This is a genomic window from Comamonas sp., assembly GCF_036666375.1.
GTDB lineage: Bacteria > Pseudomonadota > Gammaproteobacteria > Burkholderiales > Burkholderiaceae_C > Comamonas.
On record NZ_JAVWWA010000095.1, the window covers coordinates 6,568 to 21,750 of the forward strand.

12 protein-coding genes are annotated in these 15,183 nt (G+C 66.1%); 5 read left to right on the top strand and 7 right to left on the bottom strand.

What is annotated here, in order from left to right; genetic code table 11:
• The coding region (locus tag RR928_RS19260; RefSeq protein ID WP_332683808.1) for a two-partner secretion domain-containing protein at positions 1-3,682 on the bottom strand (3,682 nt) is incomplete at its 3' end.
• Positions 3,683-3,691: 9 nt separating this feature from the next.
• Positions 3,692-5,407 (bottom strand): ShlB/FhaC/HecB family hemolysin secretion/activation protein, encoded by a 1,716-nt coding sequence (locus RR928_RS19265; protein ID WP_332683811.1) that lies wholly within the window; start codon positions 5,405-5,407, stop codon positions 3,692-3,694.
• Positions 5,408-5,626: 219 nt separating this feature from the next.
• On the opposite strand from RR928_RS19265, the gene RR928_RS19270 reads away from it, so the two are divergent.
• From RR928_RS19270 to RR928_RS19280, 3 genes are all read left to right on the top strand, one after another.
• Positions 5,627-6,112 (top strand): Lrp/AsnC family transcriptional regulator, encoded by a 486-nt coding sequence (locus RR928_RS19270; RefSeq protein ID WP_332538705.1) that lies wholly within the window; start codon positions 5,627-5,629, stop codon positions 6,110-6,112.
• A gap of 120 nt (positions 6,113-6,232) precedes the next feature.
• Positions 6,233-7,285, top strand: a complete 1,053-nt coding sequence (locus tag RR928_RS19275; protein WP_332547807.1) for an ornithine cyclodeaminase — start codon at positions 6,233-6,235, stop codon at positions 7,283-7,285.
• 11 nt (positions 7,286-7,296) lie between these two features.
• Positions 7,297-8,226, top strand: coding sequence for an arginase (locus RR928_RS19280; RefSeq protein ID WP_332538703.1), 930 nt, complete (start codon positions 7,297-7,299; stop codon positions 8,224-8,226).
• Positions 8,227-8,235: 9 nt separating this feature from the next.
• Here the strand turns inward: RR928_RS19280 and RR928_RS19285 are convergent, their stop codons facing one another.
• Entirely contained in the window at positions 8,236-8,670 is a 435-nt protein-coding gene (locus RR928_RS19285; RefSeq protein ID WP_332538702.1) for a DUF4148 domain-containing protein, read from the bottom strand.
• A gap of 152 nt (positions 8,671-8,822) precedes the next feature.
• Here RR928_RS19285 and RR928_RS19290 point away from each other — a divergent pair, with 152 nt between their 5' ends.
• Positions 8,823-9,761, top strand: coding sequence for a LysR family transcriptional regulator (locus tag RR928_RS19290; RefSeq protein WP_332538701.1), 939 nt, complete (start codon positions 8,823-8,825; stop codon positions 9,759-9,761).
• Positions 9,762-9,769: 8 nt separating this feature from the next.
• Here RR928_RS19290 and cadR read toward each other — a convergent pair whose 3' ends face one another.
• From cadR to RR928_RS19310, 4 genes are all read right to left on the bottom strand, one after another.
• Entirely contained in the window at positions 9,770-10,189 is a 420-nt protein-coding gene (gene cadR, locus RR928_RS19295) for a Cd(II)/Pb(II)-responsive transcriptional regulator (protein ID WP_332538699.1), read from the bottom strand.
• Between the two features lie 93 nt (positions 10,190-10,282).
• Complete coding sequence (locus tag RR928_RS19300; RefSeq protein ID WP_332547810.1) at positions 10,283-12,574, bottom strand: FdhF/YdeP family oxidoreductase; 2,292 nt, start codon at positions 12,572-12,574, stop codon at positions 10,283-10,285.
• Positions 12,575-12,688: 114 nt separating this feature from the next.
• Positions 12,689-13,837, bottom strand: a complete 1,149-nt coding sequence (locus RR928_RS19305) for an FAD-dependent monooxygenase (RefSeq protein ID WP_332547811.1) — start codon at positions 13,835-13,837, stop codon at positions 12,689-12,691.
• A gap of 375 nt (positions 13,838-14,212) precedes the next feature.
• Positions 14,213-14,704 (bottom strand): MarR family winged helix-turn-helix transcriptional regulator, encoded by a 492-nt coding sequence (locus RR928_RS19310; protein WP_332683814.1) that lies wholly within the window; start codon positions 14,702-14,704, stop codon positions 14,213-14,215.
• A gap of 211 nt (positions 14,705-14,915) precedes the next feature.
• Between RR928_RS19310 and RR928_RS19315 the strand changes: the two genes are divergently transcribed.
• Positions 14,916-15,183: alcohol dehydrogenase catalytic domain-containing protein (locus tag RR928_RS19315; protein ID WP_332683816.1), on the top strand; the 268-nt coding region annotated here is incomplete at its 3' end.

Consider the following 15,183-nt stretch of genomic DNA (forward strand, 5'->3'; position numbering starts at 1 on the left):
TGTTGTCCAGCGAACTGCTGGTCAGCGTCAAAGCTTCAGCGGCACTGATCGTGCCAGTGGTGTTGTTGACGTGCGCAGCGTCAATCGTGGCATGGCCTAGTGCCAGCAGCGTGCCGGTATTGGTCAGCGCCTGGCCATGAGTGTCGATATCCAGATGCTGAGCTGCCTGCACTACCCCGAGATCACTGTGCAGCGCCCCGGTCTGGAGATTCACATTGCCTTGCGATGCAATGATCCTGCCGTTGTCGTTGGTCAGTGCGCCGTCGTGGGTGTCAATGGCTATCGATTGCGCGCCCATCGTTCCGGCGGTGTTGTCCAGCGAACTGCTGGTCAGCGTCAAAGCTTTAGCGGCACTGATCGTGCCGGTGGTGTTGTTGACATGCGCAGCGTCAATCGTGGCATGGCCCAGTGCCAGCAGCGTGCCGGTATTGCTCAGCGCCTGGTCATGGGTGTCGATATCCAGATGCTCGGCCGCCTGCACCACGCCCCCGTCGCTGTGCAGCGCCCCGGTTTGCAGATTGACATTGCCTTGCGATGCAACGATCTTGCCGTTGTCATTGATCAGCAAGCCTTCACGCGTGGCTATGGCTATCGATGACGCGCCAATCCTGCCCTGGGTGTTGTCCAGTGCGCTGCTGTGCAACTCCAGCGCCTGGCTGGCGGCCAGCGTTCCGCCTGCGTTGGTGAGAACGCCTGTGTCCAGCAGCATCGCCTGCATGCTGCTGACGGTGCCAGCGCTGTTGTCCAAAGCCCCGCTGGTCACGGCCGCCACGCCCAGGCTTTGCAGCCGACCTTCAGTATTAATGAGCGCCGCCGCGGCCGTGACGTTCAGCGCGCCCCGGGCCAGGATCCGGCCCCCGTGGTTGTTGATATCGGCGACGCTGCGCAGGTCCAGCTTCCCGCCCGCCTGAACCAAGCCCTGCGTGGAGTCCAGCCGCGCGACCTGCAGACTTACGTCGCGCTGGCTGACGATTTCACCGCCGGTGTTGAACGTTTCGCCCGCCGCCAGTTGCAGCCCGCCATGGCTTACCAGGCTGCCGCCTGCGTTATTCAACTCGTTTGCGGCGTCGATGCTGAGCAGGCCCGCCGACTGCTGCGCAATCTTGCCCTGGCGATTGTCCAGCTGCAGTGTGCGCAGGCTGGCATCCTGGGCCGAATGGATCCGCCCTTGCCGGTTGTCAATGGTCAGCGCGTCGAGATGCATGCCATCGGCGCTGGAACTCAGCTTGCCGGATCGGTTGTCGAGCAACAGCACGGCTTGGATGTCCATGGCGCCCTGGGCCTGCAGCTGGCCTCGGGCATTCAACAATTGCGCGTCCGAATGCAGCTGCAGCGCGCCGGTGGTGGCCATCGTGCCATCGGTGTTGTCGATGTCCCCCACCATGGCCTGGAGATCGCCACGCGCCAGCATATGGCCGCCGCGGTTATCGACCGGGCCGCCGGCTTGCAGTTGCAGCTTTCCCTTGCTCGCTACGAGCCTGCCGGTCACGTTGCTCAGGCCCGCGCGCGCGCTGATCGCCAATTCCTGCAGCGCCAGAATGGCCCCGCCATCGTTGCTCAGGCGGCCCGCCGTGACATCGGCACTGCCATTGCTCAGCAGCTGTGCCTGGTCGCTGCCCAGGGCCTCACTGACGCGGATGTCCAGTTGGCCGCTGCCGTTGTGGAGCACTGCGCCCTGGGTGCTGTCCATGTTGGCGGCCTGGATCTTGATGTTGGCCGTGGTGTCAGCGCACGCCGTCGTGATCTGCCCTTGGCGGTTGTTGAGCGTTTGCGATATTTCCAGCTGCACGCTGCCGGTATTGCTGACGATGCGCGCCTGGTCGTTGTTATGCAACTCCCGCGCCGTCAGCGACAGGTCTCTGGCGGCGCTGAGCGTGCCGCCGTCGTTGGCGATGCGGCCCTGCACCCGGGCGGTCAACGCCTGCGCGCTGCCCACCGTGCCGCCGGTGTTGTCGATGCGCTCGGCCACCAGACGCAAGTCGCCTGCGACATACAAGGCACCCGCGCGATTCACGATCGTGTGGTGCGTTCCGCCCAGTTGCTGCGCGTGCAGCGTGCCCTGGCTGTTGTCGAGCAAGCCTTCGCTGTGCAACTGGCGCAGTTGCATGCTGCCGCTGTTGGCGAGCGCCTGCGTGGTGCGCAGATCGGTGGCGCCATTGGCCAGCAGCGCGCCAGTGTTGCCCATGTGGTGCGCCACTTCGACCCGCCCCGCGGCCAGCACCAGGGGCGCTGCCGGCATGCTCTGGATCTGGCTGCCCTCCTGTGCCGTGCTGGGCGCCGGCATGGGCTCAGCGGGCATGTGCCCGGGCACCGTGCCGGCAGGGCCTTGCCCCACGGCTGCGGGCAAGGCCGGCGCGGCGCGCGCGCCCACCACGGCCTGGTCGCCGCTGCTGGACAGGGTAGTGCTGGAGATGTCCAGGACCTGCATTCCGGTCTGAGTCATCACACCCGCATTGCTCAGCGTGGCAGCAGTGATCTCCAGCCGCTGAGCGCTGATCACGCCCATCGGCTGATTGCCCAGATGCCCGAACTTCCCAATCAGTTGGCGCTGTGCCTGCGTGGTGCCGGAGTTGGTCGTGATGCCGCCGCCATCTGCCAGCCGCAGATCCTGCTGGCTGGTCAGCGTGCCGCTGTTGGCGATGCCTTGCGCCGAGAGATCCAGGTCGGACCCCGTGCCATTTCCGGCGATGGCGCCGGTGTTTTGCAGCTGGCCATCGGCGGACAGCGTCAGCGTGGCGCGCGTCGAAGACAGCGCGCCTGCATTGCGCACGCCCAAGCCGGCTTCGGTGCCGACAATGAAGATCCGGCCCGCATACATGCCGCCCAACTGCGCCACGTCGAGCGCGAACTGCGGTCTGTCCGCCGCGCCCGAGCGCGCGCCGCGCAGCTGGCCATCGACGGCAATTTCATTGGCTCCCATGACCACGCGCAGGTCCTGCGCCCAGACGCCGGCATTGAGCGAAACGGCGCGCGCCAGGATATGTGCGTAGTCGGCCTCGGTCGCGTCCAGGCCCAGGCCCTGGGTCTGGATCAAGCCGTTTTGCACGCTGAAGCCCTCGACGCTGCCACCGCCACCGTACAGCGGCCTCCCGGTGGTCAAGCTCACGCCGGCGGCGTTGATCAAGTACAGGCCGTCGACCACCAGCCCCGAGGGGTTGGCGACGATGACGTCAGCACGCTGCCCCGCGACTTCCAGCGCGCCCATCAATTGCGATGCCGCGGAGGCGTTGACTTCATTGACGATGACCCGGGCGCTGCCCCGGGCCAGCGAGCCATTGCCCTGGATCCAGCCACCGATGCGGCTTTGCACTGCCGTGCGGCTGTTGTTGAGAATTGCGCCCTTGGCGCCGATATCGAACTGGCTATAGCTGTTGCGGCTCACACCGGCGGCCGACGGCGCCTGGATGTTGACCGTGGGCGTGCCATTGGCGGAGTTCAGCACCACGGGCCGCTGCCCCCCCGGGGCGGCGCGGTCGGGACGGATTTGCGCCAGGCCGGCCGGGCTGCCCAGCCACAGCGCCATGGCCGCTGCCATGGGAGCCAGTGCAAAGCCGCGCCCCCTTCTGCCCGCGCGGGTAGCGGCATCGCTGCCCTGGCCGCCGCCGCTGGAGGCCGTTTCCTGCACCACCATGCGCATGCCGCGCGCCTTGTTGAAGATGACCCGGAAAAGGTGTTTATTCATCGCGGGTGCTCAGAAGCTGTAATTCAGGTTGAAGGCCAGATTGGTGTCCGACGTGCGAAAGTGCTCGGGCTTTCTGAGCGGCCTGGCCAGCAGCACTTCGTAGGCAATGCCTTTGCCGGCGCCGCGCAAGCCGATGGCCGCGCCCGTCAGCGAGCGGCCTACCAGGTACGTAGCCGAGGGGCCGCCGACCCGGCCGGTGTCCAGCGCAAGAAAGGCTTCGGCCGCGGGATTGAGCGCCATCGCGATTTCATTGCGCCAGTAGCGCCCGCGCTCGGCCAGCAGCGTGCTTTCGCCGTCGAAGCCGCGCACGGTGTAGCGCCCGCCGATGCCGATGCGGTCCTGCGGCGTCAGCGCCGTCGCGTTCCACTGGCCATGCCAGGCCGTGGAAAAGCGCAGGCGGGCGCCGCCCAGCGCAAACGGCCGGCTCAGCCCCAGGTCCAGCAGGTAGATCTTCATGCGCGAAGTGCCTTCGTCCCAGAGCTCTTCGGGCGCCCGCAGCGCGCCAAACGCACCCGTGCCGCGCTTGAACGCCAGCTTGCCCTCGAACAGCGCCGCGCCCAGGTGACTGCGCTGCGCAACATTCAACTCGTAGCCCCCGGTGCGCCGGCGCTGGACATCGATTTCGGTGTCGTCGATGAAATTGGACGATGCCCGGTGGAAGGCGCGCACGCCGGCCGTGGTGCGTGACCAGGCATTGCGGTGGACGACTCGGCTGAGGCTGGCATCGAGCTGGCTGGATTCACCGCTGTACACGTATTCTTCATACGCGCCGGCCACGGACTGGTGGTAGCGATTGGACGAAGCCGTCAGGCCCAGCAGCCAGTAGTCCAGCGGCACGGAGTAATGCACCGAGACGTTTTCCGAGCCGCGGCGGTCCCGGTTGCGCAGGCCGCGGCCCAGGCTCAGATAGACCAAGTCGTTGCGCAGCAGCGGGTTGTCCCAGGACAGTGTGGCCCCGGCCTGCAGCTTGCCGGTCGCTTTCGTGCCGCCATCGTCCAGGGACAGATTCAGCCGAAAAGGATTCGTCTGGCGGTAGCTGATCAGCAGATCGCTTTGCCCCGGCGCCACGTCCTGGCCTTCGGCGGGCACGATCTGGATGTCGGCATCGGCCGTGGGCACGCGCTTGAGGTTCTCCAGGCCCTGTTCGATATCGCGCAACTGCAGCATCTGTCCGCGCCGGGGCGGCAGGGCGTCCAGTATGGAAGCGTCGCCAGCGCTGTCGGGATGGAAGCGCACATCGCGCAGCACACCCGGAATGAACGCAATCTCCAGCACGCCGTTTTGCAGGTTCTGCGGTACGACCAGCACGCGCGAGGTGATGAGACCGCGCGCCACAAGCGCGTGCTGCATGCGCGCCAGAATGACTTCCACGCCTTTGGCGCCGATGCAGGGCCTGCGCCGCAAGTCCAGGCCCGCGGCCTCCCGCAGCCAGGGCACATCGCCGGACTGCGCGCCGGTGATACGGATTTCATGCAGGGCAAAGCACGGCGCCTCGCCATCGGGTATTTCCAGTGCCTGCGCCTTGGACTGCTCCTGGAGCACATCGCCATCGGGGACGATGCGCTGGCGCAAGGCTCTGTCACGCTCCTGCTGGCGTTGCTGCTGGAGCTGATCGAGGCGGGCATCGGGCGCTACAGAGGGCGATGCGGGCGGCAACTGCGCCACAGCGCCGCTGCTGCACAGCAAGGCGTACAGGAAAATGCAAGGGCTGGGGCGTTTGCGCATCGGAGCTTGGTTGCGGGGTGGATCGTGGTGGTTTCTCGGGTCCGTCAACGAAAGCTTAAATGATTGATAGTTTTTCCATTGTAAGAAATTATCTACGATAGCTTTTTTCTTTATTCGGTGAATCAGCCAACATCTGCCTGCGGCTTGCGACGCCCGACAGCAACGCACTTCGGGCTGCTAAGCTGGGCACCGGGCCCACCGCCCGCACGGAGGTTGAAAATGCAGCCTGACGCGATTGACTACAGAATCCTGGAGCACCTGCAAAAGCACGGTCGCAGCAGCGCCAAGGCCGTTTCGGAAGTCGTGAACCTGTCTCCCCGGGCCGCGCTGGCACGCATACGCGCGCTCGAGGCGCATGGCCATCTGCGCGGCTACCACGCCGAACTCGACCGCGCGGTGCTCGGCGCGCATGTCGCGGTGTTCGCCGAAGTGGCGCTCAAGGACCAGCGCCAGACGACCGTGCGCCTGTTCGAGCGGCATGTGGCCGCCTGTCCCGAAGTCATCGCCTGCCACTTGGTCAGCGGGCGCTTTGACTATCTGGTGCGCTTTTGCTGCCGGGACCTCGCGCATTACCAGGCGTTGACCGATGCCTGGCTGGACCAGCCCGCTTTGGGCATAGAAAAAATCGTGTCCAGCACCGAGCTGAAGACGGTCAAGGAATTCGCCGGTTTTCCTCTTTTCACCATTGCGGACCGAATGGGCTGAGCGCTGCTGTGCCTTCAGCCGTTTCGGCGGCGGGAACGGCGGATTTACGCGTTTGCGGTGCGGCCGCAAGGCTAGAGTAGTTCCATGGCCGGCGCGCGCAGCGCTGGCGAGGAGCACGATATGACCCGCTACCTGGGAGTGGCAGACCTTCAGCGCATGGTGGCCGAGATCGGCACGCCCACCATGCTCGCGGACATCACCCATTTCATACGCGACGACTTTCTGCGCTGGCAGAGCTTCCAGAAGTCGGCGCGCACCGCCAACCACTCGCCGGGCGGCGTGATCGAACTCATGCCGGCGTCGGACGAGACGTTCTTCGCGTTCAAATACGTCAACGGCCACCCGCGCAATCCGCTGCAGCAGTTGCCGACCGTGATGGCGTTCGGCGTGCTCGCGGAAGTGGCGACCGGCTACCCGCTGCTGCTCAGCGAGCTGACCATCACCACGGCGCTGCGCACCGCCGCGACTTCGGTGCTGGCCGCGCGGCATCTGGCGCGCGCCGACAGCCGCTGCATGGCGCTGATCGGCAACGGCGCGCAAAGCGAATTCCAGGCGATCGCCTTCATGGATGCGCTGGGAATCCGCGAAATCCGCGCCTACGACGTGGACCGCTCAGCCACCGACAAGCTGCTGGCCAATCTCGCGCCCTATATCCGCTCCGGCCGGCTGCAGGTCATCGCGACCGAATCGGTGCGCGAGGCGCTGGCCGGCGCCGACATCGTGACCACGCTCACGGCCGACAAATCCCGCGCCACCATCCTGACGCCAGACATGATCGTGGCCGGCATGCACCTCAACGCCGTGGGCGGCGATTGCCCCGGCAAGACCGAACTCGACGCGCGCATTCTGCAACAGGCCAAGGTGGTGGTGGAGTTCGAGCCGCAGACGCGCATCGAAGGCGAGCTGCAGCAGCTGCCTGCGGACTTTCCGGTGGTCGAACTGTGGCAGATACTCCAGGGCCTGGAAAACGGCAGGATCCGCGCCGACGAGATCACGGTCTTCGACTCCGTGGGCTTCGCGCTCGAGGACCTGTCGGCACTGCGCTATCTGCACCAGCGCGCAAGCGCCATGGACATAGGCCGGCAGCTTGAAATCGTTCCGCGGCTGCTGGACCCCAAGGACCTGTACGGCTATGCCCTGGGCAAGGCCGCGTCGCCGGCAATCGCCCATTGAGGAGCAGCAACATGACCACTTCGACTTCAAGGCTGCAGATCATAGGTGCGGAAATCGGCGAAGGCGCGGTCGACGGCGGCTGCAAATACGGCGCGCGCGCGCTGCTGGACCACGGATTGGCGCTGGCCCTGGCCGACGCCGGCTGCGCGTTGCAGGCGCTGTCCATGGTCACGGCCGAGCCGTTTCTCGCGCGCGACCGCATGGACACCGTGGCCCGCTTCAACCGCGTGCTGGCCGATACGGTGACGCGCCAGATGCGCATCGGCACGCAGTTGCTGGTGCTCGGCGGCGACCACTCGTGCGCGATAGGCACCTGGAGCGGCGTCGCGCAGGCGCTGTCGCCGCAGGGCCGGCTGGGCCTGATCTGGGTCGATGCGCATCTCGACGCGCATACGCCCGAATCCTCGGAGTCGCACGCGCCGCATGGCATGCCGCTGGCGGCCCTGCTGGGCCATGGCAGCGCGGCGTTCACCGATCTGTTTGGCTGGTCGGGAAAGGTGGCGGCCGACAAGCTGGTGATCATAGGGGCGCGCAGCTACGAAAGCGCCGAGCGCCGGCTGCTCGATGCGCTGGGAGTGCGCGTGATGTATATGGAAGAAGTGGTGCACAACGGCTTTGAAGCCTGCTTCGCGCAAGCCCAGGCCATTGTGTCAGACGGCTGCGCGGGCTGGGGCCTGAGCTTCGATCTCGACGGCCTCGATCCCGGCGATGCGCCCGCCACCGGCACGCCGGTACGCCACGGCATAGGACTGGACGAGGCGACAGCGGCATTGCGCCGCTGCCGTGACGACCCGGGCTTCGTGGGCCTGGAAATCGCCGAGTACAACCCGCTCAAGGACTACGGCGCAAACACTGCAAGCGCCATCGAGGCGCTTGCAGTCGCGGGGCTGGGGCGCGATGCGCGGGCGATCGGCAAGCCTGCCGTCGCCCGCATGTCCTGAGGGCGGAACTCAGACGCTGCCGTGCACGGGAAGCGCACCGCGGCGAATGGCTTGGGTCAGTTCGGCCTGCACTTCTTCACGGCTCTTGCCCTGGGCCGCGACGGGCGCGGGATAGTTGCCCGGAGCCAGCTGGTTCATCTTCAGGCCGGTCACGCCATCGACGGGAACGTCGCCGGTGCGGATCGCCTCGGCGAGTTCGGCCTGGACTTGCGCGCGGGTCTTGCCCTGCACCGCGGCCTTGGCGGCGTAGCGGCCGGGGAAGATTTCATTGGCCTTGAGCCCGGACTCGTTGTCGATGACGATGTCGCCGGTGCGCACGGCCTGGGCCAGCTCGGCCTGGACCTGATCGCGGGTCAGCGCGGTCGAGGCATCGGCGGCCAGGGCCTGACCGGCGGTGAAGGCGGCTACGGTGACGGCGAGGATGGAGAGGTAAGTGCTTTTCATGATGTGCTTTCTGCGATTCGTTGATTGGAGGACTGTTGTCCGGTCCATGGGATGAACTTTAAAATTTCCCGCATCAAAGATAAACAGCACAAAAAGAATACGTGTGTTTCTAAAACTGAAATAATCGAGCTTTGCTACTCCAAGGCCTGGACATGGACCGTCTGCTTTCTATGCGGGTGTTTGAGCGCGTGGTCAATGAAGGCGGCTTCGCCGCGGCGGCACGCGCGCTCGACATGTCCGCGCCCGTGGTCACGCGCCTGGTCGCCGATCTCGAAGACCATCTGGGAACACGGCTGCTGCAGCGCTCCACGCGCCGCCTGTCGCTGACCGAGGCCGGCCAGAACTATCTGAGCCGGGTGCGCAATATCCTGCAGGACATAGACGAGGCCGACGCCGTGACGCGCTCGCAGAGCACCGAACTCGAAGGCCTGCTGCGCGTGCACTCGCCCCCCGTGCTGGCCAGCTATGTGCTCGGGCCCTTGCTCGCCAACTTCCGCCAGCGCTACCCCAAGATCCAGTTCGATGTCGAAGTCGAATCGACCAGCGAGCCGCCGTTCGAGGAGTTCGACATCACGCTGATGGGCACGGATGAAGGCTTCAACGGCGAAATCATCGCTCGCAAGGTGATCGAGTCCGAAGCGATTCTGGTCGCCTCACCGACCTACCTGCAGCGCCGCGGCACGCCGCGCCAGCCCGAGGAGCTCGCGCAGCACGACTGCCTGCGCCTGAAGCTGTCGAACGGCAGACCGCGCGCCTGGCGCATGTGGTGCGTGGCCGACCCGGACAACCTGCGCGAGATCTCCGTGACGCCGGTGATTGCCGCCAACCACACCGACACGCTGCTGCGCGCCGCGCTCGATGGCGCGGGCATCACCTCGGTGACGCTGGACACCGTCGCGCCTTACCTCACGCGCGGCGATCTGGTGCGCGTGCTCGCCCCCTGGATCACGGGACGGCTGGTGATGTATGCCGTTCTGCCCAGCCGCAAGTTCATTCCGCAGCGCACGCGCGTGTTTCTCGACTACCTGGTCGAGCAGGCGCGCAGCCAGGCCAGCACGGCCTTGCAGGCCTGCGCGGCACGCCATGCCTGAAGCGCGCGTCAATGGCAGGCGCAGGCCTCGCCATGCGCCGCACCGACCAGCTCCTTGAGAATGCCGCAGCCCTGGTGCGCATGGTCGCCATTGCAGGCGCGGCGCAGCTGCAGCAGTTGCTGCTCCAGCGCCTGCATGCTCTGCAGCCGCGCGCGCACGCGGCTGAGCTGGGCATCGACCAGCTGGTCCACATCCACGCAGGCGTCCCGGGGCGCGTCCATCGCCGTGAGCAGGCGCCGCACATCGGGCAGCGGAATGTCGAGCGCGCGGCAATGGCGTATGAACGCCAGCCGCTCCAGATGCAGCGGCGCGTAATCGCGGTAGCCGTTGTCCAGCCGCGCGGGCTCGGGCCACAGGCCCTGCTTCTCGTAGAAGCGTATGGTCTCCACGTCAACGCCGGTGGCGCGCGCCAGTTCCTTGATTTGCATGGAAGTCTCCGAATCGCTGCAGGGATGGCGAGGCATTTCGCCAGGCCAGCTCACACTGTAGCAACTACGGGCTTCTCCCTGCAGCGCGCGGTCTCAGCTGCGCGCCGCGGCATGCGCCATGAGCACCACGGGCACCGACTTGGAGGTCGGCGTGCCCGCGCCGATGGCGGTGGAGGTGAGCGGCACCAGCGGATTGGTCTCGGGATAGTAGGCGCCGATATTGCCGCGCGGAATGTCGTAGGCCACCAGGCGAAAGCCGTCGGCACGCCGCAGCTGGTCGTCGTCCCAGACCGTGAACATGTCGACCCAGTCGCCGTCCTGCATGCCCAGCGCGCGGATGTCGTCGGCGTGGATGAACACCACGCGGCGCTGGCCGAACACGCCGCGGTAGCGGTCGTCCATGCCGTAGACGGTGGTGTTGTACTGGTCGTGCGAGCGCATGGTCATCAGCGAGAACACGCGCTGATCGGGCCGGCGCGCGCTCGCGCGGTGCACGGGCGTGTCGCAGGGCACGGCATGGGCGAAAAACGTCGCCTTGCCGGCGGGCGTGTTCCACACGCGCTCGCTGGCCGTGTTGCGCAGCCGAAAGCCGCCGGGCGTGGCGACGCGGGCGTTGAAATCCTGGAAATCGTCAAACACCTGGGCAATCAGATCGCGCACGCGCGCATAGTCCTCGACCAGCCACAGCCAGGGAATGCGGCTTTGCGTGAGCGTGGCCGCGGCCAGGCGCGCGACGATTGCGGGTTCGGACAGCAGCAGCTCGGACGCGGGCGCGTTGATGCCCGCCGACAGGTGCACCATGCTCATCGAATCCTCCACCGACACGCTTTGCACGCCGCCGGCCTGCAGGTCGACTTCGGTGCGCCCCAGGCAGGGCAGTATCAGCGCCTCGCGTCCGTGCACCAGATGGCTGCGGTTGAGCTTGGTCGTCACATGCACCGTGAGATCGCACTGGCGCAGCCCGCGCCAGGTGGCATCGGTGTCGGGCGCGGCCGCGGCGAAGTTGCCGCCCAGCGCGAAGAACACGCGGCCGCCGCCGTCGAGCATCAGCCTTATCGCTTCCACGGTGTCGACGCCATCGGCGCGCGGCGGCGCGAAGCCGAACACCTGCTGCAGCCGGTCGAGCAGCGCGGCCGGCGGCTTTTCCCAGATGCCCATGCTGCGGTCGCCCTGCACGTTGCTGTGGCCGCGCACCGGGCAGGCGCCCGCGCCTTCGCGTCCCAGGTTGCCGCGCAGCAGCAGCAGGTTGACCAGCATCTGTATGGTGGCCACCGAATGCGTGTGCTGGGTGATGCCCATGCCCCAGCAGACGATGGCGCTTTTCGCGCCGATGTAGACCTCGCCCGCGGCGCGCAGCTGCGCTTCGCTCAGGCCCGACTCGCGCGCCAGCACCTGCCAGCTTTCGGCCTGCAGGTCGGCGGCCAGGGCCTCGAAGCCCGTGGTGTGCTCGGCAATGAAGGCCAGGTCGAGAACGCCGCCGCGCGCGGCTTCCTGCTCGAGCACATGCTTCATCATGCCCTTGACCGCGGCCAGATCGCCGCCCAGCCGCACCTGGAAGTAATGCGTGCTGATGGGCGTGGCGCTCATGGTCGCCATCTCGAGCTTGCTTTGCGGGTCCTGGAAACGCTCCAGGCCGCGCTCGTGCAGCGGGTTGAAGCTGACGATGCGCGCGCCGCGCTTGTGCGCCGCGCGCAGCTCGCCGAGCATGCGCGGGTGGTTGGTGCCGGGGTTCTGGCCGAAGATGAAGATCGCGTCTGCATGCTCGAAGTCTTCGAGCGTCACCGTGCCCTTGCCCACGCCGATCTGCGCGCGCATGCCGTTGCCGCTGGCCTCGTGGCACATGTTCGAGCAGTCGGGAAAATTGTTGGTGCCGTACTCGCGCACGAACAGCTGGTAAAGGAAGGCCGCTTCGTTGCTGGCGCGACCCGAGGTGTAGAAGATCGCCTGGTTGGGGTCGGGCAGCGCCTGCAGCTGCGCGGCAATCAAGGCAAAGGCCGCGTCCCAATCGATGGGCAGATAGCGGTCGGTCTGCGCGTCATAGCGCATGGGGTGCGTGAGCCGCCCCTGGTCCTCGAGCCAGAAGTCGCTTTGCGCCATCATCTCGCTCACCGTGTGGCGCGCAAAGAAGTCGGGGCCGGCGCGCCGCGCCGTGGCTTCTGCTGCCACGGCCTTGGCGCCGTTCTCGCAGAATTCAAAGCTCGACGCATGGTTGCGGTCGGGCCAGGCGCAGCCCGGGCAGTCGAAGCCGTCGGGCTGGTTGGCCGACAGCAGCGTGCGCGCGCCCTTGAGCGCGATGTCGTTGCGCAGCAGCGTGTTCTTCACGCTGCGCAGCGCACCCCAGCCGCCGGCCGGGCCAGGGTAGAACTCAATTTTTTGCTTGTCCATCGTGTCGCTGGTCTGGATTGAAGGGCGGCGCGCGCTGGCACCGACGCAATGCTGCAAATTATGCGGCCGGGCGCCAGCGCTGTCACAGGACCGCGCCGGCCGGCCAGGCGGCTTTCACGCGCTGGTCTTGCGTGGCTCGGCCAGCGGCACCTGGAACGCATCGTAGCCAAAGCACCAGTCGGGGTTCTCGTTGCCGCGCAGCCAGGTGTTGTTGTGCGAGACCCGCTGCACCTTGCTGGCGCGCTCGGCGCGGTTGGCTTCATAGAGCGCGAACGCGGTCTGCAGATCGCCGGTGCCGACTTCAAGCAGGCAGCGCGTGAGCATGGCTGCGTCCTCTATGGCCATGGCCGCGCCCTGGGCCATGTGCGGCTTCATCGGGTGGCAGGCATCGCCCAGCAGCACCAGCCGGCCGCGGCTCCACAGCGGCAGCGGGTCGCGCTCGAGCAGCGGCCACTTGGTGACTTCCACCGTGCCCTCGATCAGCGACTGCACGCCCGGGTGCCAGCCGTCGAAAGCGGCGCGCATCTCGTCGCGGCTGCTGGGCAGCCAGCTCTTGCCCATGTCCCAGGTGGGCTCGGGCACGCCGGTCACGTAGTAGATCTCGTCGAGCTTGCCGGTGTCGAAGTAGACCATCATGTGGCGGTCGTCGGTCCACCACTTGCAGCAGCGGTCGTGCGTGAAACCCTTGACGCGCTCTATGGGAAACACCGCGCGGTGGGCGATATAGCCCGTGTACTTGGGCGGCTCGGCGCCCAGCAGCGTTTCGCGGATGCGCGAGTTGATGCCGTCGGCGCCGATCACGATATCGGCCTGGGCGCTCGTGCCGTCGGCGAACTTCAGCTCCACGACATCGCCCCGGTCATCGATGGACGTGAGCCGCTTGTTGAATTCGAGCACGCCGCCCGTGACCGCATTCGTCAGCAGTTCGTGGAAATCGCCGCGGTGCACCGTGAGATAGCTCGCGCCGTAATGCCTGAGTGCGTAGTCGCCCAGCGGGATCTGGGCGATGACTTCGCTGGTCAGGCCGTCGCGGCTGTACCAGTAGTCGGGGTGGCAGCCCATGGCGTTGAGCGCGTCCTCTATGCCTATCTTGCGCATGATCTTCATCACGTTGGGCCCGACATGGATGCCCGCGCCCAGCCGCGAGAAGCCCGGCGCCTGCTCGTAGAGCTTCACATTGAAACCTGCGCGCTGCAGCAAGGCCGCGGCGGCCGTGCCGCCCAGACCAGCGCCAACGACGGCAATACGGGTGGTGTCCTTCATCTTCATGCTCCTGTGACGGCAAGATTGCCGGGGTTCAACCTGGAAATGAAGTGTAGACACTCGATTAAGGAAAGTACAGCGCGAAAATGCAAAACCCGCCTAAAGGGCGAAAAGATGCGAATCTTTTACGGAAAAACACTGACAGCATGGCAATCTCGCTGACGGAAACCGGCATTTCCCCAACCGATAGACTGGTCTTAGAGCTCAATTTATCAAGCGCATACACTCAATAAATCCCTAGGCAAAGGAAAATTGCTGCCAGCGCAACGCGCGCGCCAAGGCCTGCGGCCCTTGCCGGGGCGCAGCAAATCATTGAATTCAAAGGATTGGCCGCCAGAAGCTGGCCGGCCTGGCATGCGCGCCGGGCCGCGCGACTCAGGTGGCCGTGCCGGCGCCTGTTGGCATGCCGACGTCTATCATGCGGCGCAGCAGGAAGGCCAGGGCCACGCGTTCTGCGGCGTTGAAGTCGCCATAGGTCAATTCGGTGACCTGCTTGGCATAGGGCACGACTTCGGCGATCAGCTGTTCGCCGTCCCCGGTCAGCTGGACCACGAGCTTGCGCTTGTCGGTCTTGTCGGCGGCGATGCGAATCAGCTTGCGCGTCTTGAGACGCTCGATGATGCCGCGCATCGTTCCCTGGTCTATGGCCGTGGCGCGCACGATTTCGTTGACCGAACAGGAGCCGCGCTCATTGACCGCGTGCAGCACGACGAACTGCGTGGCCGTGAGCTTGGAATCGGGAATGATCTCGGAAAAGATGGCCGTGTGGCGCTGGTAGGCACGCCGCAACAGGTGACCGATCTGGGCGGTGAAATCGTAGTCGAGCGGGGTTGCGCTGGATGCGCCATCGGAGCCGGGTTCAGTCATCGGTGAAGTGATCCATTCGCGTAACTGCAAAAGTATAGTCGGGCCCCTGGCCGGGCTGAAAGGGCATTTGGCGCGATCGTCCCCGTTTCTGCGCGCCAACCGACCGCTGCAGATGGGAAAATGCGCAATCCGGACCCCGGGGCGCGAAGCCGCGCCCCGCGCTGTTCAACCAACCCGTCATCCTTCAGGAAGACAACCAAGGAACCACATCATGAAATCACGCGCCGCCGTCGCCTTTGCCGCGGGTCAACCATTGCAGATCGTCGAGATCGACGTCGAGCCGCCGCGCAAGGGCGAAGTCCTGGTGCGCATCACCCACACGGGCGTGTGCCACACCGACGCGTTCACTTTGTCGGGCGATGACCCCGAAGGCATCTTCCCCGCGGTGCTGGGCCATGAAGGCGCGGGCATCGTCGTCGAAGTCGGCGAAGGCGTGACCAGCGTCAAGCCCGGCGACCATGTGATCCCGCTGTACACCG

Coding starts and splice junctions, on each gene's coding strand:
- RR928_RS19265 (WP_332683811.1), bottom strand. CDS start 5,407: ATGCGCAAACGCCCCAGCCCTTGCATTTTCCTGTACGCCTTGCTGTGC.
- RR928_RS19270 (WP_332538705.1), top strand. CDS start 5,627: ATGCAGCCTGACGCGATTGACTACAGAATCCTGGAGCACCTGCAAAAG.
- RR928_RS19275 (WP_332547807.1), top strand. CDS start 6,233: ATGACCCGCTACCTGGGAGTGGCAGACCTTCAGCGCATGGTGGCCGAG.
- RR928_RS19280 (WP_332538703.1), top strand. CDS start 7,297: ATGACCACTTCGACTTCAAGGCTGCAGATCATAGGTGCGGAAATCGGC.
- RR928_RS19285 (WP_332538702.1), bottom strand. CDS start 8,670: ATGAAAAGCACTTACCTCTCCATCCTCGCCGTCACCGTAGCCGCCTTC.
- RR928_RS19290 (WP_332538701.1), top strand. CDS start 8,823: ATGGACCGTCTGCTTTCTATGCGGGTGTTTGAGCGCGTGGTCAATGAA.
- cadR (WP_332538699.1), bottom strand. CDS start 10,189: ATGCAAATCAAGGAACTGGCGCGCGCCACCGGCGTTGACGTGGAGACC.
- RR928_RS19300 (WP_332547810.1), bottom strand. CDS start 12,574: ATGGACAAGCAAAAAATTGAGTTCTACCCTGGCCCGGCCGGCGGCTGG.
- RR928_RS19305 (WP_332547811.1), bottom strand. CDS start 13,837: ATGAAGGACACCACCCGTATTGCCGTCGTTGGCGCTGGTCTGGGCGGC.
- RR928_RS19310 (WP_332683814.1), bottom strand. CDS start 14,704: ATGACTGAACCCGGCTCCGATGGCGCATCCAGCGCAACCCCGCTCGAC.